Raw genomic sequence first — 25,772 nt, 5'->3', positions numbered from 1 at the left:
AGGAATTGAATGTGTCGAAGGCCATGTTAATTATTAATCCCTCATCCGGGAAAGAATTAGGTAAAAAATACGCAGAATTTGCAGAAGGTACACTCGCTCAGCGCTTTGCAACGGTCGATGTCCGGTTCACTGAAAAAGAACTCGACGCAACAGAATTTGCACGTACTGCTTCGACTGAGCAGTATGACGCCGTCATCGCAATGGGCGGTGACGGAACGGTCAATGAAGTCATCACGGGAATCGCAGAACAAGACCACCGTCCGACGCTCGGCATCGTTCCACTCGGGACGGTCAACGATTTAGCACGTGCGCTCCATATTCCGACGGATGCCCGCGACGCGATCAACGTTCTCGAAGATGCTCCGATTCGTCCTTTTGACATCGGTAAGTATGGATCACACTATTTCATGAACGTGATTGCGATTGGGCTGATTGCCGATGCCGTCGAAGAAGTGAGTGTCGAACAGAAGACATCACTCGGTTCTATCGCATATTTCATTGAAGGATTAAAAGCCTTCAAGGATCATAGTCCCTACCCGCTCCAGTTAACAGCCAGAGAAAAATCTTTCGACGGCGAAACACCGTTACTTATCGTTTCGTTGACGAATTCCGTCGGCGGTTTCGAATCATTTGCGCAAGAGGCGCGTGTCGATGACGGATTACTTCATGTTTTTCTTGTAAAACAACTTGGTATTTTAGACGCCTTACAAGCGCTACCTAAACTATTGAAAGGTGATTTATCTGAAGCAGATCAAGTCGAGTACTTTACAACGAAGGAAGTCAAAATCGAATCTTCGGAAACACTTCCGATTAATGCTGATGGCGATACGGCAGGCAAACTTCCGATTACGGTCCAAGTTCTTGGTCAGCACTTAAACGTCATCGCTCCCACGTCCTAAGTACTATCCTTTATGAATATAAGCCCACCAAGCTGCATAGAATCGGTGGGCTTTTTAGCATGGACAAAATAAACCAAAAATGACCATTACAATATATGTTATAGAGTGATAACTTTGAAACAAAACTGAAATATTTCCCCTTTATTTCCGATGCTATAATCATTCTATCAAGAAAACATTTTCTACCTTAACTACATAGAACCTTCACCTTACAATATTGAAAGACTTAGTTTTACTGACGTCCGTCGCCTTTTCCCAATTAGGAGGAACTCACATATGAAGCGTATGTTAACAACAATGACAATGACAGCACTAATGGTTTCAGGCTTCGCTACGACAGGCATCGAAAAAGTCGAAGCAGCAACTACATATAAAGTAAAAGTAATGGCTGACGGTCTCCGTGTTCGAACGGGTCCTTCGACTGCCTATAAAGCAGTCGGAACCGTCAATAAAGGAAAAACATACAAGTACCTCGGCGTATCCGGATCATGGACGAAAATTTCATACTCAGGTTCTTCCCGTTATGTCGCTTCCAAGTATGTCAAAAAGTATAAAGTCACAACAACGACGGCAACAAAAGCATCGAGTGGCTTTTCGCGACCGACAAGTGGTCCAATCACACAAGGATACGGTGCAGCGAGCGGCGTTTACGGTTATACGTTCCATAACGGAATCGATATCGGCGCTGCAACAGGAACGCCCGTCTATGCTTCTGCTGCCGGTAAAGTCATCACGTCCCGTAATTACGGTGCTTATGGCAATTACGTTATGATGACGCACACAATCAATGGACTTGCTTACACGACGGTCTACGCTCACTTGAACAGTCGCTCGGTATATGCCGGTCAAACGATTGCAAAAGGAGCAAAAATCGGGACGGTCGGTGCAACCGGAAACGCCTTCGGCGCCCATCTTCACTTTGAACTACACCGTGGTTCATACGTCTACAGTGCGTCATCTGCTGCAAGCAGTATCAATCCATTAAACTACTTCAATTAACTCAACCACCACTGACTTAAATTCGTCAGTGGTTTTTTTGTGCCTTACGTTTCTCGTGCGTCAAGGGTGTCTTAGGTGAAAGTTAGACAAAACAATGGTACGGTGATTAAATAAATGCTTTTAAGGAGGGATTCACCTTGAAATCACGCTCACTTTTGTTTGCCGCAACAAGTGCTGCGAGCATCGGAATTCTTGTCGGCTGTCAAGATCAGCCGACAGCCGAAGAACGACTCGCTTCCTATTCAAAGCTTTGGGAAAAACAAGACTATGACAAGATGTATGCCGATTATGTCAGTCAAACGACACAAAAAGAGTACGGAGAAAGTCAGTTCATCGAACGAACGAAAAAATTGAACGATACGCTTGAAATCAAAAATATTTCCATTACACCGGGAAAAGCACCCGACACAGATGATGAGAAGAAACAACTATTGCCTGTCACCGTCAAATTCGATACGGTCGCGGGACCTGTATCGTTCAAGAAAGAGGTCCCGCTCGTCTACGAGACAAACAAAGACACAGACAATTGGTACGTCGACTGGGATCCTTCCTTCCTGTTCGAAGACTTTGAACAAGCGGATCAAATCAAATTGAACACGCTTACCGCAAAACGCGGTGATTTAATTGACCGGAATGAAAAACCGCTCGCGACGACCGGTCAAGGCTTTGAAGTTGGTGTGACAGCTGGCCAGCTGGATGACACGACCAAAAAGAAAGTCGCTTCTCTCCTCGACCGGTCGACGAATTCGATTGACGACGCTCTATCGGCATCTTGGGTCAAGGACGGTCAGTTCGTTCCGTTAAAAACATTTGATCCGTCTGACGAAGCAACCGTTAAGCGCTTGACGGCACTTAAAGGGGTCAGCGCCAAGGAAACAGAAGTGCGGACTTACCCATACGGTGAAGCGACGTCCCACTTAATCGGCTATGTTGGATCGGCGACCGCTGAAGACGTCGAACAATCGAACAATAAAATCCAAGCTGGTGAACAGGTTGGTAAACGCGGACTTGAACAGGTTTTCGATGATGAACTTCGTGGCCAGTCCGGAACGAGCATCGAAATCGTGAAGTCGGACCAGGACGAACCGGTAACCGTCGCCGAGACGAAGGTCAAAGACGGGAAAGACATTACGCTGACGATCGATGGTGCGCTCCAACAATCGACGTACGAGACGATGAACGGTGAACCGGGTGTCGCAACTGCACTTGATCCAAGGACCGGTGAAACACGGACCCTCGTCAGCTCCCCCGGTTTTGATCCGAGTGAGTTCACACTCGGCATCTCGCAAGACCGACTCGACACATTGACGAATGATTCAGATCAACCGTTACTCAATCGTTTTACGAGTGCCTTTGCACCCGGATCGACACAAAAACCGTTGACGGCTTCCATCGGTCTAAACGCCGGAAAGTTAAATCCCGATAAAGCCTATTCGATTGACGGCTTAAAGTGGAAAAAGGATGGCTTCAATGTCACCCGGATCCACGAGACACCGGACCCTGTCGATTTACACAATGCGCTAGTCTACTCGGATAATATTTATTTCGCGCAATCGACACTTGAAGTAGGTGCTGACACCTTTACGAATGGACTGGAGGCACTCGGTTACGGTGAAAAAATTCCGTTCGCCTATCCGATGCGGGCTTCACAGATTTCAAACGACGGGACCATTTCATCTGACGGTCAATTAATGGATACATCGTACGGACAAGGTCAGATGTTGACGAACATCGTCCACCTCGCTTCGATGTACGAAATCTTTTTGACAGACGGAATCATCTATCAGCCGACGTTACGGGCGGATGAAAAAACAAAACAGATCTGGAAACAGGATTTAATCTCAAAAGACGATGCCTCAATGATCCGGAAAGACTTGTATGATGTCGTCCATGCCGGATATGACTTACCTGCCGACATACAGGAAGTCGCCGTTGCCGGTAAGACGGGAACGGCTGAACTTAAGCAGGCGGGAGAAACAAAGGGGAAGGAAAATGGCTTTTTCGTTGGTTATGATAATGATGACCCGACGCTACTCGTCGCGATGATGATTGAATCGGTCGAACAGGAAGACCGGGGCAGTCCGTATGTTTCCGGTCTCGTCGCCGAAGTCTTGAAAGAGACCAAGTAAAGCGATTGGTCAAGGGTGCGATTTCAGCTAATGTTTGCTGCAGGGTCGCCCGTCACCGCTTTTTATGAAGAAACGTAAAATGGCCGATGATTCCGTAAAAAGTGGAATCATCGGCCATTTGATTGATGTCGGTCTGATGGATGCGTCAGATCTTTTTTAGTTAGACATGAAGATCGGGTAACCGGGCTGCCATCAATTGCTCAATCGCTGATGTATCTTCTTGTTGTAACAACTCAACGATTTTACTACCGACGATGACACCTGCGACCGAAGCCCCTAACTGTTTGACGTGTGCCGGCGTACTGATTCCAAACCCGGCGAGGACCGGAACAGGACTCAGTTCCGCGACATTTGCAAGATGCGCTTCGAGCGACTCGCCGAACGTCGTCTGCCCTCCTGTCGTCCCGTTGACGGTGACGGCATAGAGGAACCCTTCACTTTGATTCGCGATTTTTTGAATCCGTTCGATCGGACTCGTCAGTGAAACGAGTTGGACGAGGGCGATGTCTTGTTTGTCATGCTTCGCAAAAAACTGCGCACTCTGTTCGAGTGGTAAGTCCGGAATGATTAAGCCATCGACCCCGACTTCACGACAGGTCGCAAGAAAGGCATCGATGCCAAAGCGGAAAATCGGATTCAAGTAGGTCATGACGACGATCGGGACCGTCGTTTCTTGACGGGCGACCCGAATCGCCTCGAGGACGTCGTGTAAGCTGACTTCGTGTGCAAGCGCGCGAAGACCGGCTTCTTGAATGACCGGACCGTCCGCAACAGGGTCCGAGAACGGGACACCGACTTCGATTGCTGTGGCCCCACTCCGTTCGAGGAATGCCAAAATGTCCGGCAGACGGTCGATTCCGCCGTCACCTCCCATGACATACGGGATAAACGCTTTTTCACCGCGGTCATTGACTGTTCGGATTGCTTGTTCTAATCGCATCACGCTTCCCCCTTTAAGGCCGATCTGACCGTCATGACATCTTTATCACCGCGACCGGATAAACAGATGACGAGAATCTCGTCTTCCGACATGTCTTTCGCAAGCTTCGTCGCATAGGCGACGGCATGTGCTGTTTCGAGCGCCGGAATGATGCCTTCTTTTTGGCATAACAACTGGAGCGCATCGAGTGCTTCTTGATCGGTGACGGCTTCATACTGGACACGACCGATGTCTTTTAAGAGACTATGTTCCGGTCCGACGCCTGGATAATCGAGCCCGGCTGAAATCGAATGGGCTTCCGTGACTTGACCGTGTGCATCCTGTAGCAAGTACATCATCGACCCGTGTAAGACACCGACTTCACCTTTCGTCATCGTCGCTGCGTGTTTGTCCGTCTCAATTCCGTCTCCTGCTGCTTCAATTCCGTACAGCGCAACCGTTTCATCATCGATGAACGGATGGAACATACCAATCGCGTTACTCCCGCCACCGACACAAGCGACGATTGCATCCGGCAAGACACCCTCTTTTTCAAGGATTTGCGCCCGCGTCTCTTTCCCGATGACGGATTGGAAATCACGGACGAGCTCCGGGAACGGATGCGGTCCGAGAACCGATCCCATCAAATAGTGTGTATCCTCAACATGTTTGACCCAGTAACGTAACGCTTCATTGACGGCATCCTTCAGGGTCCGACTGCCCTGTGTGACCGGGATGACCTTCGCCCCAAGCAGTTCCATCCGGAAGACGTTCAATTCTTGACGCCGGACATCCTCTTCCCCCATGAAGATGACACATTCTAAATCAAGTAAGGCACAGACGGTCGCCGTCGCAACACCGTGTTGTCCGGCACCGGTCTCGGCGACGATTTTCCGTTTCCCCATCCGCTCTGCGAGTAGAGCTTGTCCAATCGTATTATTGATTTTATGAGCGCCCGTATGGTTCAGGTCTTCCCGTTTCAAGTAAATCTTTGCGCCACCGATTTCCCGCGTCAAGTGTTCCGCGAAGTAGAGTGGCGTCTCACGCCCGACGTAATTTTTTAAGAGATCGTTCATCCGTTCATAAAACGCCGGGTCCTCTTTGACTTCGGCATAGGCCTGTTCCAGTTCAAGGACGGCTTGCATCAATGTTTCCGGAATGTAGCGTCCACCATAAACTCCATATTGACCAAGTGCATCTGGTTGTGAATAACCCATCGTGCTCATCTCCCCTTTACGGCATGTGCGAATGCCAGCATTTTTTGTTGATCTTTTTGAAACTCCGTTTCGATTCCGCTCGAGACATCCACTGCAAACGGTTGATAGCGCGCGATCGCTGCTGCGACGTTCGATGGTGTCAAACCACCTGCGACGAACATCGGTCGTGTACTTGTTAAATCCGTCGACCAATCGAACGGTTGTCCGCTTCCAGCTTGGGGCGCGTCATAGAGAATGTAATCCGCTTCCGTATCGATTGAAGTGGCGCCCGCGACGAGTGCCTGAATGATCGGAACTTTCGTTTGTGTACGAATCGCTTCGTCCACCATACCGTGAATTTGAATCAAATCCAGTCCAACCGTTTCAATCGCCGCTTCGACTTCTTGTAAGGTCGGCGAGACGAACACACCGACGACTTGGACCGTTGCCGGAACCAATTGCCGCAATTTAGCTGCTTGTTCGAGCGTGACCTGACGTTTACTCGGCGCGAACACGAAACCGATGTAGTCGGCGAGTCGGCTCGCGACCACCACATCATCGGCGCGCCGTAACCCGCAAAATTTAATGCGTGTCATAGACCGGTCCGTTGACTGCTTGGATGAAGGCGGTGGGATCCTCTGCGCGCATCAGCGTTTCACCGACTAAAATGCCGTCTGCCCCGTCCTGATGGAGCTGACGTGCCTGCTCGACCGTCTGAATCCCGCTTTCACTGATATACCGGACGCCCGGGCGCTTCGTCTGCAACAGCCGTGTCGATGTCGCTAAGTCGACGGCGAACTTTTTTAAGTTTCGGTTGTTGATGCCGATGATGCGTGCACCGAGCTGTTCTGCTTGCTTCAGTTCCGCTTCATCATGGACTTCCACTAAAACTTCGAGACCGTTTGCGTAGGCATAGTGATACAAGTCTTCCAGTGTCGCTTCGTCAAGTGCCGCGACGATCAACAGGATCAAGCTCGCTCCATGCGCTTTCGCAAGGTCGATTTGAATCCGGTCAATCATAAAATCTTTACACAGGATGGGCACATCGACTACATTTGCGACTGCCTCAAGGTCTGCCATGCTCCCTTTGAAATACGTCGTATCCGTCAAAACCGAGATGACCGTTGCCCCGCTCGCTGCATACCGTTTTGCTTGAGCGACAGGGTCGACGTCGAGCGAGATGTCGCCTTTTGAAGGAGATGCCCGTTTAATTTCCGCGATGACCGACAAGTCGTCTTGGCCGAGTCGTTCGTGAATCGAACGGCGTAACGGTGACCGTTCGATTTGCTTGACTCCCGACACCTTGAGTTCAGCTACTTCGCGTTTCTTCGTTTCAATGATGCGGTCTAAAATATTCATCCGATTGCCTCCTGTCGTTTCGTCTGTTGCAATTGTCGCAGTTTTTCTCGTGCTTGTCCGGAATCGATACTGACGATCGCACAATCGATTCCTTCCCGAATCGTTTTGACCCGTCCTTCCGCGAACAGGGCGATGCCGGCGTTGAGTAAGACCGTATCCCGGTAGGGTCCCGCTTCCCCGTCAAGGACACGTAGTAAGATGTCGGCATTCTCTTGTGCCGACCCGCCACGGATTGCTTCGAGTGGGGCGACGGTCAATCCGACTTCTTCCGGGTGAAGACTGAAGCGAATCAGTTCTCCGTCGTCGAGTAACACAAGTTGGTTCGTTCCGGCGAGAGACGCTTCATCCATTCCATTCGCTCCGTGTAAGACGATTGCCCGTTTGCGTCCGAGACGGTGTAACGTCAACGCCATCGTCTCGAGTAAATCTTCCCGGTAAATCCCGAGCAATTGTGTTTTTAAAGAGACCGGGTTCGTTAACGGACCAATCAAGTTGAAGATCGTCGGGATCCGTAAATCGCTCCGGACCTTCATGATTTGTTTGACACGCGGGTGCATCCGCTGAGCGAATAAGAACGCAATCCCGTTTTCTTCGAGTCGGTTTGCGAGTTGCTCGGGTGTTTCATCCAGTTTAACACCTAATGCCTCGAGGACATCGGCACTGCCCGTTTTACTCGAGATACTCCGGTTACCGTGCTTGGCGACTTTCGAGCCTGCACCTGCGAGAACGAAGGCGGCTGTCGTACTGATGTTGAATGACTGTGAGCCATCGCCACCCGTCCCACAGTTGTCGATGAAGTCCGTTCCTGTGACGGGAATGTCGAGTGCGACTTCCCGCATGATTGAGGCGAGTCCCGCCAGTTCATCCGCTGTTTCGCCTTTTGCTTTTAAGGCGACGAGGAAGGCGGCGATTTCGCTGTCCGTCACGTTCGGTTCAAACAGTTGTCGTGCTGCTTGTTGCATCTCTTCGTATCGTAAATGCTTTGCAGCTGCTAGTTTCGTTAATATCTCTTTCATGTCTTGTCACTCCCCTGTCAGTTCAATGAATCGTTTGACGATTTGTTTTCCGTCGATCGTTCCGACCGACTCTGGGTGAAACTGAATCCCGTATGTCGGGTGTTCGATATGTTCAAATGCCATGATCGTCCCGTCTACTGTTTCCGCCGTAATGCGTAACACGTCGGGTGCCGTCTGCCGGTCGACAATCAGTGAATGATACCGCATGACTTCGAATTGTTCTGCGAGTCCCTTAAATAAGTTCCCGTTCTGTCGAATCATCGATGTCTTGCCGTGCATGATGTCCGTTGCCTGGACGACTTGTCCCCCGAAGGCTTGTCCGATTGCTTGGTGACCGAGACAGACGCCAAGGATTGGAATCGAACCGGACAGTTGTTTGATGACATCTAGACAAATCCCGGCATCATTCGGATTACCTGGTCCCGGCGATAAAATGATTCCGTCCGGTTGCAAGTCTTGAATGCCTTCGATTGTCATCGCATCGTTACGGACGACTTGTACGGCGGTATGTTCCGCCGCATATTGATACAGGTTATAGGTAAAGGAATCATAGTTATCAATCAATAAAATCATTTCCAAACCTCCAGTAACGACTTCGCTTTATGCAATGTCTCTTCATATTCGAGCGTCGGGTCCGAGTCATAGACGATTCCGGCACCGGCTTGGACATAGGCCGTACCGTCCTTGATGACCATCGTCCGGATTGCGAGTGCAAAATCAAGATTTCCACTGACATCGAAGTAACCGACGGCGCCCGCATACACTTCCCGCTTCAACGTTTCATACTGTTCAATCAATTGCATCGCCCGAATTTTCGGCGCCCCGGAGACCGTTCCAGCGGGTAAACAAGAAATCAAGGCGTCGGCTCCTGTCTGCCCGTTCGCTAACGTCCCTTCGACGACGGAGACAAGATGCATCACGTTTTTGAAACGTTCGATTTCCATGTAGCGCGATACGTTAATGCTTCCGACCTGACAGACCTTGCCGAGATCGTTGCGGCCAAGATCGACGAGCATCCGATGTTCGGCACGCTCCTTCTCGTCTGCAACGAGCTCAGCTGCCAACCGTTCGTCTTCTTGTTTCGTTTGTCCTCTGCGCCGTGTCCCGGCGATCGGATTCGTCGTCACGCGTCTTCCCTTGACCTGAACGAGACTTTCCGGCGATGCCCCAAGGACAATCAACTCGCCGAGGTCGATATAAAAGAGATAAGGGCTCGGGTTGTCTTGCCGTAACTTCCGGTAGAAGTGAAACGGATCCCCCGCGAAGGTCGCATCGAGTCGTTGCGATAACACCAGTTGGAAGACGTCTCCTTGCCGAATATGTTGTTTCGCTTGTTCCACGAGCTGGATAAAATCTTCCTTCTCCATCTGCGGCTGATATGAAATGTTTTCAAGGGGACGTTCCAGTAAGGTTTGCTCCCCTGTCCGTTCGAGTTGTTGCTTTCTTTGTTCTAACCGCTCCATCATTTCACTGCGGTCCGTCACACCACCGAGTGACGTATGGACTAAGTGGACGCGATGTTCAAGATGATCATATAAAATGATTTCATCATAGACGGCGAGTAACGCATCCGGTAGGTTCCGGTCAATCTTTGGCATCACTCCGATGTTTTCATAGGCGCGAATCGTGTCATAGCCGACGTAACCGATCGCCCCACTTAAAAAGGGTAAGTCCAGTTCACTTGTTGGTCGTGTGATATAGTGTTGCAGTAAATGGACCGGATCGCCGATCGTCGTAACCGATTCGTCCGTCTTTAAATCATGCCGCGTGACTTGATTCCCCTCTGCCCGTAGCAAAGCGACTGGGTCGACCCCGATGATTGAGTAACGTGCATTCCCGGACTGGGTCGAACTTTCGAGTAAACACTTTCGATTCCCGTCGATCCGTCGAAAAATCGAAATTGGTGTCAGCTCGTCCCCGTTCATCTCAAGTCGTTCGATTACTAATTCTTCTGTCTGAATCATCCTGATTTCGCCTCCTGGTATAAAAAAAGTCCTCCACATAGCAATTGCTACATGGAGGACGATTAACTCGCGGTGCCACCTCGATTGGAACGGTTGTTGCGTTCCCACTTTTCCGGTGCTTCCTCATTTCAAGGACACCGTAGCCTGCGATAACGGGGGCTTCCGTCATGACCTACTGTAAATTCAGCCATGCTCTCATGAGACCATTCATTAAACCTCCCTGTGCCGAAGTCCCACCCTTCTCCGGCTCTCTGAAACAGTGATGTGTTTAACTACTTAACTCATTCATCGATTTTTTTATGTTGTTGTATACGAAAAGGGTCTTCCTGTCCATTCATGTGATCATTCACATGAAGGACGGGAAAACCCGCGGTACCACCTTCGTTGACTATCCAATAGTCCCCTCGAACGAACCGGCGCACCTGATTCGTCGTCCTCGATAACGGGAGGTCACCGTCAGAGCCTACTTCAAGTTCGGTCTGATGCTCAAAAGCCCATTCACCTGTTTCCCGATACTGATTCGCACCACCCATCAGCTCTCTTCAATCGTTTCACGGGCTACTCTTCTTCGTCGTAGCGTTATGTTGTTCAATTGTTTATTATATTACGTCGCTTCGGGCGACCTGTCAACTATTTAGTATAAAGCGAGTTGATCCGGGTCGATCGATTCGAGCGCCTGCTTGACGGTCTGCAGGAATTGACCGGCCACTAACCCGTCAAGTACACGGTGATCAATCGACATACATAAGTTGACCATGTCACGTGCTGCGAACATGCCGTTGACCCAAACCGGGCGCTTGACGATTGATTCGACGGATAAAATCGCCGCTTGCGGGAAGTTCAAGATCGGTGCCGATTGGATCGAACCGAACGAACCCGTGTTATTGACGGTAAACGTACCACCTTGCATCTCGCTTGACGATAACTTACCGGCCTGCGCCCGTTTACCGAAGTCATCGATTGCCCGAGCGAGTCCTTTAATGCTCAGTTCATCCGCATGTTTGACGACCGGGACGAATAACGCTTCTTGCGTCGCGACGGCGAGTGATAAGTTGATTGCCCGTTTTTGAATGATTTTATCGCCTGCCCACTGCGAGTTCATGATTGGGTGTTTCTTCAGTCCTTCGACTGTCGCTTTCATGAAGAACGGTAAAAACGTCAATTTGACGCCTTCTTGTTTGAAGAACTGATCTTTATGACGATTCCGTGCTTCGACCAGATTCGTCACGTCGACTTCAACCATCAACCAGGCGTGCGGTGCTTCTTGTTTCGAGCGCACCATGTTACTCGCGATCGCTTGACGGACACCTGCCGTCGGAATTTCAATATCGCCGTCTTCCGTCGTACTCATCGTCGGTTTTGGCGCAGACTTCGGTGCCGGAGTCTCGACTGCCGCTTCCGCTTTTGTCGGTACGGTCTCAATCGTCGGGGCCTCGACAACATCCGGCTGATTGACTTGACCGGATTCAACGAGCTTCAGCAAATCTTTGCGTGTAATCCGGCCGCCCGCTCCCGTCCCGTTGACGTGATCGAGATTGATGCCGTGTTCTGCTGATAACTTCAGCACAGCTGGTGAATAGCGTTTTTTCATCGACTGAACCGTTTCTACCGTCTGCTCTTTTACAGCCGGGATTTCTTCTTCGGTCGCTGCGACTTCCGTCGATCCACCACTGACTTGTAACGTGACGATTGCTTCCCCGACTTGGAGCGTGTCCCCTTCTTCAGCGAGCAGCTTGTCGATGACACCATCAAACGATGATGGTACTTCGGCTGTCACTTTATCGGTGATGACTTCAGCAATCGGATCATACTTTTTGACGGTATCTCCTGGTTTGACGAGCCATAACGAAATCGTTCCTTCCGTCACGCTCTCACCAAGTTGTGGCATCGTTAATGTTTCTGTCTTCATTGACGGGTCCCCCTCAGTACGCGTAGAGCGTCCGGATTTTATCTTCAATTTTTTCGCTTGAGATATTAAAGAATTTCTCCATCGTCGGTGCATATGGCATCGCCGGTACATCGGGTCCGCACAATCGTTCGACTGGTGCATCAAGATCGAACAATGCTTCTTCCGCGATGATCGCCGAGACTTCACTCATGACACTGCCTTCTTTATTATCTTCCGTCACGAGCAAGACTTTACCCGTTTTTTGTGCCGCTGCGACGACTGCCGCCCGGTCGATCGGATAGACGGTCCGAAGATCAAGGATATGGACGTCGATGCCGTCTTTTTCAAGACGTGCTGCTGCGTCAAGCGCCATTTGGACACAAAGTCCGTATGAGATGACGGTGACGTCTTCTCCGTCCCGTTTGACATCAGCTTTCCCGATTTCAACCGTGTAATCTTCTTCCGGAACTTCACCTTTTAACAACCGGTAGCCCCGTTTATGTTCAAAGAACAGCACAGGATCATTCGAGCGAATCGCAGCCTTCAATAACCCTTTGGCATCGTATGGGTTTGACGGAATGACGATTTTTAGACCCGGCGTCGAATTGAACATCGCTTCGACCGATTGTGAATGGTACAACGCACCATGAATGCCGCCGCCAAAGGGTGCGCGGATGACGATTGGACAAATCCAGTCATTGTTCGAACGGTACCGGATTTTTGCCGCTTCACTGACGATTTGGTTGACGGCCGGCATGATGAAGTCGGCGAACTGCATCTCAGCAATCGGACGCATGCCATACATGGCGGCTCCGATTCCAACACCTGCAATCGCACTCTCAGCGAGTGGTGCATCGATGACACGTTCTTCCCCGAACTGCTCGAGCAATCCTTGTGTCGCCCGGAATACTCCACCACGGACACCGACGTCTTCTCCTAAGATAAAGACGGAATCATCCCGTTCCATTTCTTCTTTGATTGCGCTATTGATGGCTTCAATTAAACTTAATGTCGTCATTTCGTTTCCTCCTCGTCGTACACGTAACGAAGTGCGTTTTCCGGTAAGTCATACGCCGCTGCTTCTGCATAAGCCGTCGCTTCTTCGACTTCACGTTCGAGCGTCGTCTCGATTTCTGTCGCTGACTCCTCCGTCAAGACACCCATATCAATCAATTTCGCACGGAAAATCTTGATGCCGTCACGTGTTTTCAGTTCTGCCAGTTCTTCTGCCGAACGGTATGATTTGTCATCATCGTCTGACGAGTGGGGGACAAGACGTTCAACTTCGACTTCGATTAACGTCGGACCTTCCCCACGAATGCCACGGTCACGTGCTTCCTTGACTGCTTTATAGACGGCGAGTGGATCAATCCCGTCAATCGTCACACCCGGCATGCCATAGCCGATTGCGCGGTCTGCGACATGTTTCGCTGACAATTGTTTCGAGAGGGGTGTTGAAATCGCATATTTATTGTTCTCACAGAATAGAATGACCGGTAATTTATGAATCCCGGCAAAGTTTGCTCCTTCGTGGAAATCCCCTTGGTTCGATGATCCTTCACCAAACGAAACGTACGCGACAAGTGGTTCCTTACGCATTTTCGCAGCCAGGGCGATCCCGACCGCATGCGGGACTTGTGTCGTGACAGGACTTGATCCCGTGACGATGTTTAAAGCACGTGAGCCGTAGTGTCCCGGCATTTGACGTCCACCTGAGTTTGGATCTTCCGCTTTCGCGAACGCAGACAACATGATGTCACGCGATGTTTGACCAAAATGAAGGACGACCCCTAAATCACGGTAGTACGGTAAAATATAATCCGTTCCTTTTTCGAGTGCGAATGCCGCCCCGACTTGCGCCGCCTCTTGCCCCTGGCAAGAAACGAGGAACGGAATCTTACCTGCCCGGTTCAATTTCCACATCCGCTCATCGATTTTTCGTGCCCGTACCATCGTCTCGAACATCTGGATTGCATCCTGCTCCGTCAGTCCGAGCTCAACGAGTTCTTTAAATTCTATTTTTTCCATCTGTTATTCCTCCTTATGCGTGAACCGCTAATCCGTCAACTGCTAATGCTGCTTCACCGAATGCTTCTGACAGGGCCGGGTGCGGGTGAACGAGCTGCCCGACTTCCCATGCCGTCGCATTCAAGACAAGCGCCAGCCCGCCTTCGCTAATCAGTTCCGTTGCTTTTGGTCCGACGATATGGACACCGACTAAATCGTCCGTTTTGGCATCAGAGACCAGCTTGATGAACCCGGCGGCTTCACCTTCGATGCGTGCCTTACCGAGTCCGTTAAACGAAAACATCCCCGTTTTGACGTCCATTCCGGCATTTTTTGCTTCAGCTTCCGTCAGACCGACCGAAGCAGCTTCCGGTACACTGTAGATACAGCGTGGGACAAACGCGTAATTGAGTGGCGTCGTCGATCCATTGACGATTGCTTCGACCGCTTTTGCGCCTTCAGCAGATGCAACGTGTGCCAGTTGCAGACGTCCGATGACATCGCCAATCGCATAGATATGATTGTCTTTTGTCCGGAAATCATCATCGACTTGAATAAACCCGTTTTCGACGACGATGTTCGTATTCTCAAGCCCAATCCCTTCGACGTTCGCCATCCGTCCGATCGCGACAAGCAACTTGTCCGCCGCAAGCGTCGTGATGTCACCATTTCGATCGACGTCGATCGTCACACCGGACTCCGTCATCTTGAAGCTGTCACTTTGCGCAGCCGCGCTCGTCAAAATCTTGACTCCGCGTTTTTTCAACTGACGAGCGACTTCACGACTGACCGCCTGATCTTCAGTCGGTAAAATCCGGTCGCTGAACTCGACGACCGTGACATTGACATCAAAGTCCGTCAACATCGATGCCCATTCGATTCCGATGACCCCGCCGCCGATGATGACGATCGAGGCAGGTAACGCATTCATGTCGAGTGCTTCATCCGAGCTGAGGACATATTCGGAATCAAACGACAGACCGGCTAGCGGACGCGGGCGTGATCCTGTCGCGACAATCAATTGACGCGGTAAAATCAATTCCCCTTCCCCTTCTTCCGGTTCGACACTGATTGTCCCCGGCATCGGTGAAAAGATGCTTGGCCCAAGAATCGATCCCCGACCATGGAAGACTTCGATTTTGCCTTTTTTCATCAAATGTTGAATCCCGGATTCCAGTCCATCGATGATGTCTTGTTTCCGTTGTTTGACCTGTTCGAATCGTAAAAACGACTCCGGTACGTCGACGCCATATGTAGCGGCGTGTTTGACTGTCTGATAGACCGCTGCTGATTTCAAGAGTGCCTTTGAAGGGATACAGCCACGGTGTAAACAGGTTCCCCCGAGTTTTCCTTGTTCTACGATCGCGACCGTCTTGCCGGCTTGTGCAGCGCGAATTGCTGCGACATAACCGCCCGGTCCGCCACCTAAGACAACGACGTCGAATTCTCTAGCCATGTTGGTTCGCCTCCATATTCCTTAACTTCTTCTTCTCCACGTAACACGCGTATTACACCTTCCGCAAGTGCACGTAACTCATCTTCACCCGGAATCCGGATCACTTGTCCGAGGTGTGCGACGCGTTCTTCGATTGCACTCGTCAACCGGTCGCTGTATGCTAAGCCACCTGTTAAAATGATGGCATCGATTTGACCATATAAGACTGCACTTTGGGCAGCAATTTCTTTTGCAATCCGGTAAGCCATCGCGTCGTACAGTAAGGCAGCCTTCTCGTCCCCGGCATCGATTCGACGTTCAATTTCGATTGCGTCAAATGTCCCTAGGTGCGCGACAAGTCCGCCTGACCCTACGACCAGACGCTTCATTTCCTCGAGTTTATACTTGGTACTATAACATAGTTCTACTAGTTGACCAACAGGAAGGGACCCGCTTCGTTCCGGCGAAAATGACCCTTCCCCGTCAAGACCATTATTGACATCGATGACCCGTCCGTCGAGATGTGCACCGACGGTAATCCCGCCTCCCATGTGTGCAACGATCAGACGCATTTCTTCATACGGCATCTCCGCTTGTTTCGCATATCGTTTCGCGACTGCTTTTTGATTCAAGGCATGAAAAATGCTTTTGCGTTCAAGTTCAGGTAATCCCGTAAGTCGGGCAATCGGCTCAAGTTCATCTACGACGACCGGATCGACGATGAACGATGGAATCGATAACGTGCGAGCGATTTCGTCTGCTAGTAGACCTCCGAGATTCGATGCATGGACCCCAAAAATGCCACTCAATAAATCTTCACGCATTTCCTGGTTGACGGCATACGTCCCACTGACGAGCGGACGAAGCAGACCACCGCGTCCGACAACCGCAGTAAGCGCTTTCAATTCAATCTTTTCTTGTGCCAATACATCCAACACCACTTGACGCCGTATTTCCAGCTGAGCGTGAAGCGGTCCTCCGACCGCTTCAGCTGGGTGGCGTAACGTCTTCGCAAACAACTGCTCCGTTCCTTCGAAGATTCCAATCTTCGTCGAAGTCGAGCCTGGATTGATCGTTAAAATACGTTCGCTCATCTGAATCCTCCTCTTATCCGCGTGACCCTAAGATATTTTTATCACGACGTAAGAATTGACTGCGTGCACTGCGCATCGTCGCAATTCGCTCTTCTGCCATTTTTTCAGCTGCACGATACGTCGGCAAGTGGTCACGTTTTGAAATCTCGATGACTTTTGCGACAGCGTCATACACAAGTTCAACTTTTTTCATTGCCCGGTCACGGTTGTATCCATCCAGTTCGTCCGCGACGTTGATGACACCACCTGCATTGATGACGAAGTCTGGCGCGTACAGAATACCGCGTTCTTCGAGCATGTCACCGTGGCGATCTTCTTTCAGCTGGTTGTTTGCAGCACCGGCGATGACTTTGACTTTCAGTTGAGGAATCGTTTCGTCGTTCAATGTTGCCCCAAGCGCACATGGTGCGAAGATATCGGCGTCAACGCTGTAAATTTCATCTGGTCCGACAATTAAAGCACCGAATGCTTCTTCCGCACGACGTAAGGCATCTTGATTGATGTCCGTGACGATTAATTTTGCTCCTTCTTCATGGAGATGACGGCAAAGATTGAATGCCACGTTCCCGACACCTTGGATGGCAATTGTTTTTCCACCAAGCGAATCTGTTCCGTAGACTTCTTTGGCTGCTGCTTTCATCCCACGGTAAACACCGTACGCTGTGACCGGTGACGGGTTTCCGCTTGAACCGAAGGCTGGACTGACACCTGTCACGAAATCTGTTTCCATGTGAATATAATCCATGTCAGCGACCGTCGTATTGACATCCTCCGCTGTGATGTAACGCCCGTTCAATGACTGGACATAACGGCCGAATGCACGGAACAAGGCTTCTGATTTTTGTGTTTTCGCATCACCGATGATGACGGCTTTCCCGCCACCGAGGTTTAGTCCCGCTGCTGCATTTTTATACGTCATCCCTTTTGATAAACGAAGAGCATCAACTAATGCTTCCTCGTCAGATGCATAGTTCCACATACGAAGACCGCCAAGTGCAGGGCCGAGCGTCGTATCGTGGATGGCGATGATGGCTTTTAACCCCGAAACTTTATCATGACAGAACACGACTTGTTCATAATCTTCCATTTCCATTGTTTCAAAGATACTAAAGCGTGTTTCTACATTTGTTTCAACCATTTTAAGTTCCTCCTCAGATTGTTTGTTTGATTTTTTTCGTTTGTTGCGCATTAAGTAAAGCAAAGGCTAATGAATAGAGTTTCGCTTCTGCCGTATCTGCCCGACTTGTCAATACGACGGGTGCTTTCGCTCCAACTAAAATCGCCGCGACTGAAGCATGTGCAAAATACATCAGTGATTTATAAATGACGTTCCCGACTTCAATTTGTGGCACGACAAGAAGATCTGCTGCCCCCGCAACGTCACCTGTCAGTCCTTTTTGTTTGGCTGCGTCTAGATTAACGGCGTTATCAAGCGCGAGTGGTCCATCGACAAGGCAATCCTTGATTTGACCGCGGCGGTTCATCTGTGTCAATAAGGCGGCGTCGATCGTCGCCTGCATTGTCGGATTAACGACCTCGACTGCTGCGAGGACGGCTACTTTCGGAAGTGTATAGCCGATTGCGCGAAGTGCCGATACCCCGTTTTCGATGATGTGGACCTTATCTTCAAGCGTCGGTGCGATATGGATTGCAGCGTCCGTTAAACCGATTGCCGATTCGCGACCTGCTACTTCAAACAATGCGACATGAGATAAGACGTTCCCCGAACGTAATCCCATCTCTTTGTTCAGAACGGCTTTCATGAACGTTGCTGTCGGAACAAGTCCTTTCATCAAGACGCTCGCATCCCCTTTACGTACAGCGTAAGCTGCACGTTCTGCCGCCTCTTGAGCAGTCGCAGTGTGTGTGATCACAAATTGCGACTCCGACAATCCACGCGCATGGATCATCTGTTGAATCCGGGTCGCATCCCCAAATAAATGAAAGCGAGCTAAATCATGTTCAATCGCAAGTGCGACGGCATCCATGACTTCTTCGTCATCCGCGGAAGCAATCGCAACGATTGAATCCTCAAGCTGAGCAGCTTGTTTTAGCATTTGATCAAACTTCACTTTGTTTCCCCCTAACCTGTCATTCAATTATTTAATAGCAATTTTCGTGCCATAATGAAAACGCTCTCTTTTCGGCATGAACCCTTTCTTAATTTTGCATTTAATTGCATTTAATGCAATATGTTGCACGCAAAAAACTGCAAATTATTGATAAATATTAAATCGCTCCACTTTATAATACAAAGCACGCAAGGAAATGCCGAGTTGTTTTGCGGCTTCTGTTTTATTGCCATCAAAAGCCTCGAGAGCTTCGCGAATCAAACGTTCCTCGACATAAGACATCTCGTCAGACAGATGCTTAATTTCTTTTTTAGGACGTTCAACTTGTTTTTTAGCGACCGGATGATCGAGCTGAAGGTGGCCTTTTCGCAAAACATCTTCCGTCTTGTCCGTAAAGATCAACGCACGACCGATGACATTCTCAAGCTCACGGACATTTCCTTTCCACTCCTGCTTTCGAATCACTTCCAGTGCATCTTCCGAAATCCGGGCGACGGACCGGCCATAACTTTGATTTAACTTCCGTAGCAAGTGCGTTGATAGCGGCAAAAGATCATCCGGGCGTTCACGCAAGGCTGGTATGTGAATCGGAAGTCGATTGATCCGGTAGTAAAGATCTTCGCGAAACTCACCGGTAATGATTTTTTGCTCCAGGTTCGCATTTGTCGCTGCAATGATTCTTACATCGACCGGTACCGATTTCGTCCCACCGACGCGAACGACTTCATTTTCTTGTAAGACCCGTAATAACTTCACTTGTACATCGAGCGGCAGTTCTCCAATTTCATCAAGAAAAAGTGATCCGCCATGCGCCTCTTCAAAATAACCACGCTTTCCACCACGGCGCGCTCCCGAGAACGCTCCTTCTTCATAACCAAACAGCTCACTCTCTAACAGACTTGGAGCGATTGCTGCACAGTTAACACGGACAAGCTGTTCGTATCGCCGCTCACTCGCAGCGTGAATCGCATGCGCAAACAATTCTTTGCCTGTTCCTGACTCTCCTCGAATCAAGACATTAACCGGCATCGTTGCAGCAAGCTTTGCTTGATCGACGACGAAACGCATCGCTTCACTTTCAGCGATGATATCGTCAAACGTATATTTCGCCTCGAGTGTCCGAATTTTTTGACGCGCCGCCTTCAATTCTTTCGCGAGCGCCTTCATTTCAGAAATATCACGAATGACACCAACCGACCCCCGAACTTGCCCATCCACGACGACCGGTTCCGCATTGACGATGATATCACGTCGATCGTGGCCAATCTTCATCCGCGCATCACGAACACTTTCACCCGTCTCAAGGACACGCAGGTGAACCGATTCCTGCATCCCGATGTCAGCGCTTGCTGGTTTGCCGATGACGTCCTGTCCACTATACCCCGTCATTCGTGTATAGGCCGGGTTGATTAACATCGTTTGACCGTCTTGATCGGCAACCGAAATTGCCTCACTTGTACAATGGATGATGGCTTCAAGCATTCGTTCTTTTTCCGTCAGCCGTTCAATCAGAACGCGTACGAATTCCCCCGGCAGAACGGCTGCTTCGGGAAAGAATTGAATCAACTGTTCGAATACGCCACGTTTTCCCGTCGCATCGATGATGAAGTCGACCGTCGTTCCTTCAAAGGCCGTCCAAGATGTCTCAACACGAATTTCTCCGCGTCTTGCCAGCTGAAGACCTGGTGCTTGTTCATTTGAATCAACGACTCCGATGACCGTCAAGAGCGGTGAACGTTGGAAGGCATGTAGCACTTCCGTCCCGCCTTGTCCGGCACCGACAATCAGAAGATGATGCATCGTTATTCCCCCTTTGAAACTGCTTACATCTTTATCCTACCTATAATAAAACAAGAGGGCAAACCCGATTCGCAGTCTTACCTGATTTTTGATACAATACGCTTGGAAAGGGGTCACTTCTATGCGAATCATCGGACTACTAACTTTATTGATTCCTGGCATCATTGGAGCCATCGGAATCAAACTTATGCGTGACAGTGTCTTTTTAATTGCCCAGTTCCCATTTGCATACCTTGGGGACTCGGCCTATGTATATGTTTTACAGGGGTTTGTCGGACTCGCCTTAGCGATGGGTGGGATTGGTTTTGTCGCAGGGTATGTTTTTTATCGTGATAAGAAACGTGGAAAAGTCTCCGAACGGTATCAAAAAAAGTGAACACAGAAAAAGGTCCCCATCTCTTGAACTCATTTCAAGCGCGGGACCTTTTACTCATATAAAGTTGGATTCACGTACGGATGAACTCCTCTCATAGTAGAACTATTCGTGTACTTCAATACCATAGGTTGTCCTCTTAATGAAGAGGTTGAAAGAAATCAGATCTGGCTATCGAGCGATCGATAGAATGGTGATACTACTCCATTATCTGACTGTACTTGGACCTAGGTGAAGCTTAATGTCATCCGCTTCGAGCAGTAACACTTTCGGTTGCTAACAATCACTGCTAGACAACACTCCTTTTCACGAACTGTACTTGTATTTCGGACATTTACGTTACCTTCCACTTTCCCCTTGCTTTGAAATCATGGAAGTCCCTATCACTTCGAGATTCTCATCTAGAAATGATACGAAAGGTCTTGATAAAACATCTATCAAGAGAATGTTGTCCATCATTCTTGAGCTATTTACAGGTAGCGTCCTGAGATGAGGCTTGTGGAATGGGTTCTCCGGAAACCGATTCGACTCGACGTTCATCTGACGTCTTTCCAAATGATTTGGTACCTTTATTATAACAAACATTTCAGTTTATGCAATGTTTTTTATTGAATATTCTAACAAATATAAATAATTTCTTTTATTACTTCGTCACTTGCGCCTCTCACATCTCCCCCTCTTCGTTCTCACGGACGAGCTATCAGCTTTACAAGGTACTCTTTCTAGCAAAAATCATTTTGATTCACAGTAAAAACCACTCGATCTCATGGATCGAGTGGTTAATTTCAAGACGGTTTCATATAATTTGAGACGTACGAGATGAACTCCGAGTTTTTCGGACTCTTTTCTTGCTCAATCCGTCCTGTGAACAGGGTATGATCACTCATCCCTTCTTTCCAGGCCGATTTGATGGCATGGCGCATCGCCCGTTCCACACGGGAAGATGTCGTTTTATGGGTGCGGGCAATCGTCGGATATAACTCTTTTGTGATTAATCCGAGCAGTTCTTCACGTTCTAAAACGAGCCCAACCGCATCTTTTAAATAAGTAAATCCTTTAATATGCGGCGCAATCCCGACTTCTCGTAAAACGGTCGCTATTTTCGAATCCATCGTTTCCGGTTGAATCGTTGGATTATTGTTCGTCACAAGGCGAATTTTGTTGACTAACTGATTCATGCTGAACGGTTTCAGCAAGAAATAAGCAGCACCTAACGTCACTGCCTGTTGTGATACCTCATCTTTACCGAAGGCACTCAACATGATGACAGCCGGATTATTTTTTTGTTTCATCAATTCTTCGAGGACCCCTAATCCATCCAGGTGCGGCATGATGATGTCTAGCAACAACACATCGGTCTCGACTTCTTTTAATTTCTCAAGACACTTCTCCCCATCATATGCGACACATACGACTTCCATATCCTCTTGAGTAGCGAGATGCTGGCGAATCAATTCGACCATCTCTCGGTTGTCATCTGCGATCCCGACTCTAATCAATCCTTACACCCCATTTTTAAGCGATTCCTTCATACTCATTGCTTGGTCCATCAATTCTTCCGCATGACGAAGCGTCAAGTCCGTCATATGTGTTCCGGAAATCATCCGTCCAAGCTCATTTCCACGGTCTGCTTCCGTCAAGACGTTGACCTGTGTCGTCGTCCGGTCCGTCTCTTCGACTTTACGAATATAGAGATGCTGATCCGCCATCGAGGCGACTTGCGGCAAGTGTGTAATACAGAGCACTTGTCCTTCAATCGATAAACGATAGATTTTCTCCGCCATTGCTTGCGCGACCCGTCCCGATACCCCCGTATCGACTTCATCAAAAATAATTGATGCGACGCCGAGCGAACGCGAGAAGATTGACTTGAGTCCGAGCATGATCCGAGATAGCTCCCCTCCGGAAGCGACTTTCCCGAGCGATTTAAACGGTTCACCCGCATTTGTCATGATATAAAATTCAATTTGATCGATTCCATTTTTTCGTAAGGCCGGCGTTTTTCCATCTTGCATGAACCGAATTTCGAACCGTGCTTTTTCCATGTAGAGTTCACGCAGTTCTAAATGAATCGCCTCGCCAAGCAACTGTGCCGCTTTTCGGCGTGCCTTCGATAGCTTATTGCCAATCTCAAACAGCTCACTTTCAAGCAACTCGACTTCTGCCTTTAGCTTTTCAATGCGTTCATCACGATTCGTCATCGTATCAAGCTCAATCCCAATTTTTTCACCATAGGCGATGACTTCCTCGATTGTCGCACCATATTTCCGCTTCAGCTGTTGGAAAACAGATAAACGCTGTTCAATTTCGTCTAACCGGTTCGAATCAAACTCTAATGTCTCAAGTTGATCACGAATCGCGTACCCGACTTCTTCAAGACCGTAAAAAGCGCTCGCGATGGCATCACTTTGATTCGCGAACTGATCATCGATGCTCGATGCTTGTTGAAGCTCCCGCATCGCATCCCCAACTGAATCAATCCCGCGCATTTCATCATGAAGTGCATCGTAGGCGGCTTTTAACGAATCGTGCAGCTTTTCGAAGTTCGCGAGTCGGTTCCGTTCACCCAACAGTTCATCTTCTTCTCCTTGACGAAGGTTCGCACTCGTGATTTCTTCTGTCTGAAATGATAATAAATCAATCCGTTGTGCAAGTTCCTGCTCACTCTGTGCCAGTGATTGTAATGCTATCCGTTTTTCCTCGTACAGCCCGAACTTTTTTTGATACTCGTGCAGACGCGGGGAAATCGTCTCATGACCAAAATCATCAAGAATCGATTGGTGGTACATATTTTCCATCAAGTGTTGGTGTTCATGTTGACCATGGAGGTCCACGAGCACACGACCGAACTCACGTAAAATCGTCAGCGTGACGAGCTTATTATTGACACGACAAACACTTTTACCAGAAGCAAATAAGTCTCGGCGTAAAATGATGGATCCATCTTCGACGTCGATGCCATATTCCTCAGCTAATGTGTAGACCATATGCCCGTCCTCAATCATGAACAGTCCTTCGAGTTCCGCCTTATCTTCGCCGTAACGAACAAATTCAGCAGAACCCCGTCCGCCAATCAATAAACCGATTGCATCGAGGACGATGGATTTACCAGCACCCGTTTCTCCAGTCAAGACAGTCATTCCTTTTTTGAAATGAATCTGCAGCTGGTCAATGATCGCGAATTGTTTGATCGATAATTCAGCTAACATCTTGTCAACTCCTTAAAGCATCCCTAAAATTCGTTCCGTCACTTCTTTTGCTGTATCTTCACTTCGAGCAATCATTAAAATCGTATCATCGCCACAAACCGTCCCGAGCAGTTCCGACCAGCCTAAGTGATCGAGTAGGACACCGATTGCATTGGCGTTACCCGGTAAGACATGCATGACAATCAAATTTTGAGCAAAATCAATCGAAATAAAGCTATCACCTAGTAAACGGCGTAATTTCCCTAATGGATTAAAACGCTGATCGGCAGGCAAACTATACTTATAACGGCCATCGTTTAACGGCACCTTTACAAGATGTAGCTCCTTAATGTCTCGCGATACAGTCGCTTGCGTCACTTTGTATCCAGCATTCCGAAGTTCTTCGACCAATTCATCTTGAGTCTCGATTTCAGATTGCGTAATGATTTCCCGAATCTTAATCAACCGTTGCCCCTTTGTCATCCTTGCACCTCGCTATATTCTTCGCTGTTACTATTGTAATCCAATAAATCATGAAAAGTCCACGTTTGCCATTTTTCGTACGGGTCGAAAAAAGAAGCAGACTCCAACATGACGAAGTCTGCTTCCATGATAGTTTTCTTTTTTTACAACGCTTGATGTGCCAGACGAACCGTATCCGCTGGGTCAACGATTGTTTCCATGCCGGGTGTTGTCAGCTGCGCATGTAAGAGAAACTCGATATTTCCTTCACCACCTGTAATCGGTGAAAAATCAAGTTGCTTCACATGGAACCCTTCACGAATGAAGAATTCGACCATCTCCTCAAGAACTCGTCCGTGAACACGTTCATCCCGAACGATTCCTTTTTTCCCGACATCGTCCCGTCCCGCTTCAAACTGTGGTTTGACGAGGGCAATGACGTCGCCCTCCTCAGCTAAAATCGTTTTCAGTGGTGGAATGATGAGACGAAGTGAAATAAAGGAGACATCGATTGTCGCGAAACTTGGCTGAACGGGAAACATGTCTCGTGTCGCATGACGGAAATTCGTTTTCTCCATCGCCGTCACACGAGGATCTGACCGAAGTTTCCAATCGAGTTGATTTGATCCAACATCGAGGGCGTACATATGTGCCGCACCATTTTGAAGGGCACAGTCCGTAAAACCACCTGTTGATGAACCGATATCGAGCCCTGTCCGGTCCGTCACGTCGATGTCAAAGACCTCAAGTGCCTTCTCCATCTTAAAACCACCGCGCCCGACGTATGGCATCACTTGTCCTTTAACGGCCAAGTCGATGTCGGACTTCACTTTTTCTCCTGCCTTCTCTAATCGTTCCGTTCCACTGAAGACGAGCCCGGCCATGATCGTCCGCTTCGCTTTTTCACGTGTTTCGCATAAACCGCGCTCGACGAGTAACACGTCGAGGCGGATTTTTTTAACATTTTCCATT

Annotated in this window: 23 protein-coding genes and 2 other annotated features; of the genes, 4 read left to right on the top strand and 19 right to left on the bottom strand. The window is 49.0% G+C overall.

Annotation, left to right across the window (positions count from 1 at the left end; translation table 11 throughout):
• Positions 1 to 11 precede the first annotated feature (11 nt).
• The 3 genes from A0126_RS04715 (at position 12) to A0126_RS04705 (ending at position 4,027) form a co-directional block, all read left to right on the top strand.
• Positions 12 to 899 carry a diacylglycerol/lipid kinase family protein gene (locus tag A0126_RS04715; protein WP_088836635.1) on the top strand — a complete coding sequence of 296 codons (888 nt, stop codon included), beginning with the start codon at positions 12 to 14 and terminating at the stop codon, positions 897 to 899.
• Between the two features lie 276 nt (positions 900 to 1,175).
• Positions 1,176 to 1,898 carry a M23 family metallopeptidase gene (locus A0126_RS04710; RefSeq protein WP_088836634.1) on the top strand — a complete coding sequence of 241 codons (723 nt, stop codon included), beginning with the start codon at positions 1,176 to 1,178 and terminating at the stop codon, positions 1,896 to 1,898.
• Between the two features lie 137 nt (positions 1,899 to 2,035).
• Positions 2,036 to 4,027 (top strand): penicillin-binding transpeptidase domain-containing protein, encoded by a 1,992-nt coding sequence (locus A0126_RS04705; RefSeq protein WP_088836633.1) that lies wholly within the window; start codon positions 2,036 to 2,038, stop codon positions 4,025 to 4,027.
• Positions 4,028 to 4,187: 160 nt separating this feature from the next.
• Here the strand turns inward: A0126_RS04705 and trpA are convergent, their stop codons facing one another.
• The 15 genes from trpA to A0126_RS04625 all read right to left on the bottom strand — a co-directional run bounded on the left by trpA (position 4,188) and on the right by A0126_RS04625 (position 20,777).
• On the bottom strand, positions 4,188 to 4,967 hold the full coding sequence (gene trpA / locus A0126_RS04700) for a tryptophan synthase subunit alpha (protein WP_088836632.1): 780 nt from the start codon (positions 4,965 to 4,967) through the stop codon (positions 4,188 to 4,190).
• Positions 4,967 to 6,163, bottom strand: coding sequence for a tryptophan synthase subunit beta (gene trpB / locus A0126_RS04695; protein ID WP_088836631.1), 1,197 nt, complete (start codon positions 6,161 to 6,163; stop codon positions 4,967 to 4,969). The genes trpA and trpB overlap by 1 nt, the downstream gene beginning before the upstream one ends.
• 5 nt (positions 6,164 to 6,168) lie before the next feature.
• Entirely contained in the window at positions 6,169 to 6,738 is a 570-nt protein-coding gene (locus tag A0126_RS04690) for a phosphoribosylanthranilate isomerase (RefSeq protein ID WP_088836630.1), read from the bottom strand.
• On the bottom strand, positions 6,725 to 7,501 hold the full coding sequence (gene trpC, locus A0126_RS04685) for an indole-3-glycerol phosphate synthase TrpC (protein ID WP_088836629.1): 777 nt from the start codon (positions 7,499 to 7,501) through the stop codon (positions 6,725 to 6,727). The genes A0126_RS04690 and trpC overlap by 14 nt, the downstream gene beginning before the upstream one ends.
• A complete protein-coding gene (gene trpD / locus A0126_RS04680; RefSeq protein ID WP_088836628.1) occupies positions 7,498 to 8,517 on the bottom strand; it encodes an anthranilate phosphoribosyltransferase in 1,020 nt (339 codons plus the stop codon). The genes trpC and trpD overlap by 4 nt, the downstream gene beginning before the upstream one ends.
• A 6-nt stretch (positions 8,518 to 8,523) precedes the next feature.
• Positions 8,524 to 9,090: an anthranilate synthase component II gene (locus A0126_RS04675; RefSeq protein ID WP_088836627.1), complete on the bottom strand. Its 567-nt coding sequence runs from the start codon at positions 9,088 to 9,090 to the stop codon at positions 8,524 to 8,526.
• The gene (gene trpE, locus A0126_RS04670) at positions 9,087 to 10,481 is read right to left on the bottom strand and encodes an anthranilate synthase component I (protein ID WP_088836626.1); all 1,395 of its coding nucleotides are present in this window, start codon (positions 10,479 to 10,481) and stop codon (positions 9,087 to 9,089) included. The genes A0126_RS04675 and trpE overlap by 4 nt, the downstream gene beginning before the upstream one ends.
• Before the next feature lie 51 nt (positions 10,482 to 10,532).
• Positions 10,533 to 10,779 (bottom strand) — a binding site (T-box leader).
• 52 nt (positions 10,780 to 10,831) lie between these two features.
• Positions 10,832 to 11,065: a binding site (T-box leader), on the bottom strand.
• Positions 11,066 to 11,115: 50 nt separating this feature from the next.
• On the bottom strand, positions 11,116 to 12,390 hold the full coding sequence (locus A0126_RS04660) for a dihydrolipoamide acetyltransferase family protein (protein WP_088836624.1): 1,275 nt from the start codon (positions 12,388 to 12,390) through the stop codon (positions 11,116 to 11,118).
• A gap of 13 nt (positions 12,391 to 12,403) precedes the next feature.
• Positions 12,404 to 13,387, bottom strand: a complete 984-nt coding sequence (locus A0126_RS04655) for an alpha-ketoacid dehydrogenase subunit beta (protein WP_088836623.1) — start codon at positions 13,385 to 13,387, stop codon at positions 12,404 to 12,406.
• Complete coding sequence (locus A0126_RS04650) at positions 13,384 to 14,397, bottom strand: thiamine pyrophosphate-dependent dehydrogenase E1 component subunit alpha (protein ID WP_029333083.1); 1,014 nt, start codon at positions 14,395 to 14,397, stop codon at positions 13,384 to 13,386. Before A0126_RS04650 ends, A0126_RS04655 begins: the two co-directional genes overlap by 4 nt.
• Before the next feature lie 13 nt (positions 14,398 to 14,410).
• Positions 14,411 to 15,832 (bottom strand): dihydrolipoyl dehydrogenase, encoded by a 1,422-nt coding sequence (gene lpdA, locus A0126_RS04645; protein WP_088836622.1) that lies wholly within the window; start codon positions 15,830 to 15,832, stop codon positions 14,411 to 14,413.
• The gene (gene buk, locus A0126_RS04640; RefSeq protein WP_088836621.1) at positions 15,802 to 16,905 is read right to left on the bottom strand and encodes a butyrate kinase; all 1,104 of its coding nucleotides are present in this window, start codon (positions 16,903 to 16,905) and stop codon (positions 15,802 to 15,804) included. Before buk ends, lpdA begins: the two co-directional genes overlap by 31 nt.
• A 13-nt stretch (positions 16,906 to 16,918) precedes the next feature.
• Positions 16,919 to 18,043 carry a Leu/Phe/Val dehydrogenase gene (locus A0126_RS04635; protein ID WP_088836620.1) on the bottom strand — a complete coding sequence of 375 codons (1,125 nt, stop codon included), beginning with the start codon at positions 18,041 to 18,043 and terminating at the stop codon, positions 16,919 to 16,921.
• Between the two features lie 13 nt (positions 18,044 to 18,056).
• Positions 18,057 to 18,977 (bottom strand): phosphate butyryltransferase, encoded by a 921-nt coding sequence (yqiS, locus tag A0126_RS04630; protein WP_088836619.1) that lies wholly within the window; start codon positions 18,975 to 18,977, stop codon positions 18,057 to 18,059.
• A 144-nt stretch (positions 18,978 to 19,121) separates the two neighbouring features.
• A complete protein-coding gene (locus A0126_RS04625; protein WP_088836618.1) occupies positions 19,122 to 20,777 on the bottom strand; it encodes a sigma-54 interaction domain-containing protein in 1,656 nt (551 codons plus the stop codon).
• A 121-nt stretch (positions 20,778 to 20,898) separates the two neighbouring features.
• On the opposite strand from A0126_RS04625, the gene A0126_RS04620 reads away from it, so the two are divergent.
• The gene (locus tag A0126_RS04620) at positions 20,899 to 21,153 is read left to right on the top strand and encodes a DUF2627 family protein (RefSeq protein WP_088836617.1); all 255 of its coding nucleotides are present in this window, start codon (positions 20,899 to 20,901) and stop codon (positions 21,151 to 21,153) included.
• A gap of 782 nt (positions 21,154 to 21,935) precedes the next feature.
• On the opposite strand, the gene spo0A is transcribed toward A0126_RS04620, so the two are convergent.
• The 4 genes from spo0A to A0126_RS04600 all read right to left on the bottom strand — a co-directional run bounded on the left by spo0A (position 21,936) and on the right by A0126_RS04600 (position 25,771).
• A complete protein-coding gene (gene spo0A, locus A0126_RS04615) occupies positions 21,936 to 22,649 on the bottom strand; it encodes a sporulation transcription factor Spo0A (protein WP_029333077.1) in 714 nt (237 codons plus the stop codon).
• A 3-nt stretch (positions 22,650 to 22,652) separates the two neighbouring features.
• Positions 22,653 to 24,359, bottom strand: a complete 1,707-nt coding sequence (recN, locus tag A0126_RS04610) for a DNA repair protein RecN (protein WP_088836616.1) — start codon at positions 24,357 to 24,359, stop codon at positions 22,653 to 22,655.
• 12 nt (positions 24,360 to 24,371) lie between these two features.
• Entirely contained in the window at positions 24,372 to 24,821 is a 450-nt protein-coding gene (gene ahrC / locus A0126_RS04605) for a transcriptional regulator AhrC/ArgR (RefSeq protein WP_088836615.1), read from the bottom strand.
• Between the two features lie 143 nt (positions 24,822 to 24,964).
• The gene (locus tag A0126_RS04600; RefSeq protein WP_088836614.1) at positions 24,965 to 25,771 is read right to left on the bottom strand and encodes a TlyA family RNA methyltransferase; all 807 of its coding nucleotides are present in this window, start codon (positions 25,769 to 25,771) and stop codon (positions 24,965 to 24,967) included.
• Position 25,772: the final 1 nt, after the last annotated feature.

The organism is Exiguobacterium sp. N4-1P, assembly GCF_002214325.1.
This window is presented reverse-complemented; position numbering and strand designations above follow the sequence as displayed.

Coding starts and splice junctions, on each gene's coding strand:
- A0126_RS04690 (WP_088836630.1), bottom strand. CDS start 6,738: ATGACACGCATTAAATTTTGCGGGTTACGGCGCGCCGATGATGTGGTG.
- ahrC (WP_088836615.1), bottom strand. CDS start 24,821: ATGACAAAGGGGCAACGGTTGATTAAGATTCGGGAAATCATTACGCAA.
- A0126_RS04625 (WP_088836618.1), bottom strand. CDS start 20,777: ATGCATCATCTTCTGATTGTCGGTGCCGGACAAGGCGGGACGGAAGTG.
- trpB (WP_088836631.1), bottom strand. CDS start 6,163: ATGGGTTATTCACAACCAGATGCACTTGGTCAATATGGAGTTTATGGT.
- lpdA (WP_088836622.1), bottom strand. CDS start 15,832: ATGGCTAGAGAATTCGACGTCGTTGTCTTAGGTGGCGGACCGGGCGGT.
- A0126_RS04660 (WP_088836624.1), bottom strand. CDS start 12,390: ATGAAGACAGAAACATTAACGATGCCACAACTTGGTGAGAGCGTGACG.
- A0126_RS04635 (WP_088836620.1), bottom strand. CDS start 18,043: ATGGTTGAAACAAATGTAGAAACACGCTTTAGTATCTTTGAAACAATG.
- trpE (WP_088836626.1), bottom strand. CDS start 10,481: ATGATTCAGACAGAAGAATTAGTAATCGAACGACTTGAGATGAACGGG.
- A0126_RS04710 (WP_088836634.1), top strand. CDS start 1,176: ATGAAGCGTATGTTAACAACAATGACAATGACAGCACTAATGGTTTCA.
- A0126_RS04655 (WP_088836623.1), bottom strand. CDS start 13,387: ATGACGACATTAAGTTTAATTGAAGCCATCAATAGCGCAATCAAAGAA.
- trpA (WP_088836632.1), bottom strand. CDS start 4,967: ATGCGATTAGAACAAGCAATCCGAACAGTCAATGACCGCGGTGAAAAA.
- A0126_RS04600 (WP_088836614.1), bottom strand. CDS start 25,771: ATGGAAAATGTTAAAAAAATCCGCCTCGACGTGTTACTCGTCGAGCGC.
- A0126_RS04650 (WP_029333083.1), bottom strand. CDS start 14,397: ATGGAAAAAATAGAATTTAAAGAACTCGTTGAGCTCGGACTGACGGAG.
- buk (WP_088836621.1), bottom strand. CDS start 16,905: ATGAGCGAACGTATTTTAACGATCAATCCAGGCTCGACTTCGACGAAG.
- trpC (WP_088836629.1), bottom strand. CDS start 7,501: ATGAATATTTTAGACCGCATCATTGAAACGAAGAAACGCGAAGTAGCT.
- A0126_RS04620 (WP_088836617.1), top strand. CDS start 20,899: ATGCGAATCATCGGACTACTAACTTTATTGATTCCTGGCATCATTGGA.
- recN (WP_088836616.1), bottom strand. CDS start 24,359: ATGTTAGCTGAATTATCGATCAAACAATTCGCGATCATTGACCAGCTG.
- trpD (WP_088836628.1), bottom strand. CDS start 8,517: ATGAAAGAGATATTAACGAAACTAGCAGCTGCAAAGCATTTACGATAC.
- A0126_RS04675 (WP_088836627.1), bottom strand. CDS start 9,090: ATGATTTTATTGATTGATAACTATGATTCCTTTACCTATAACCTGTAT.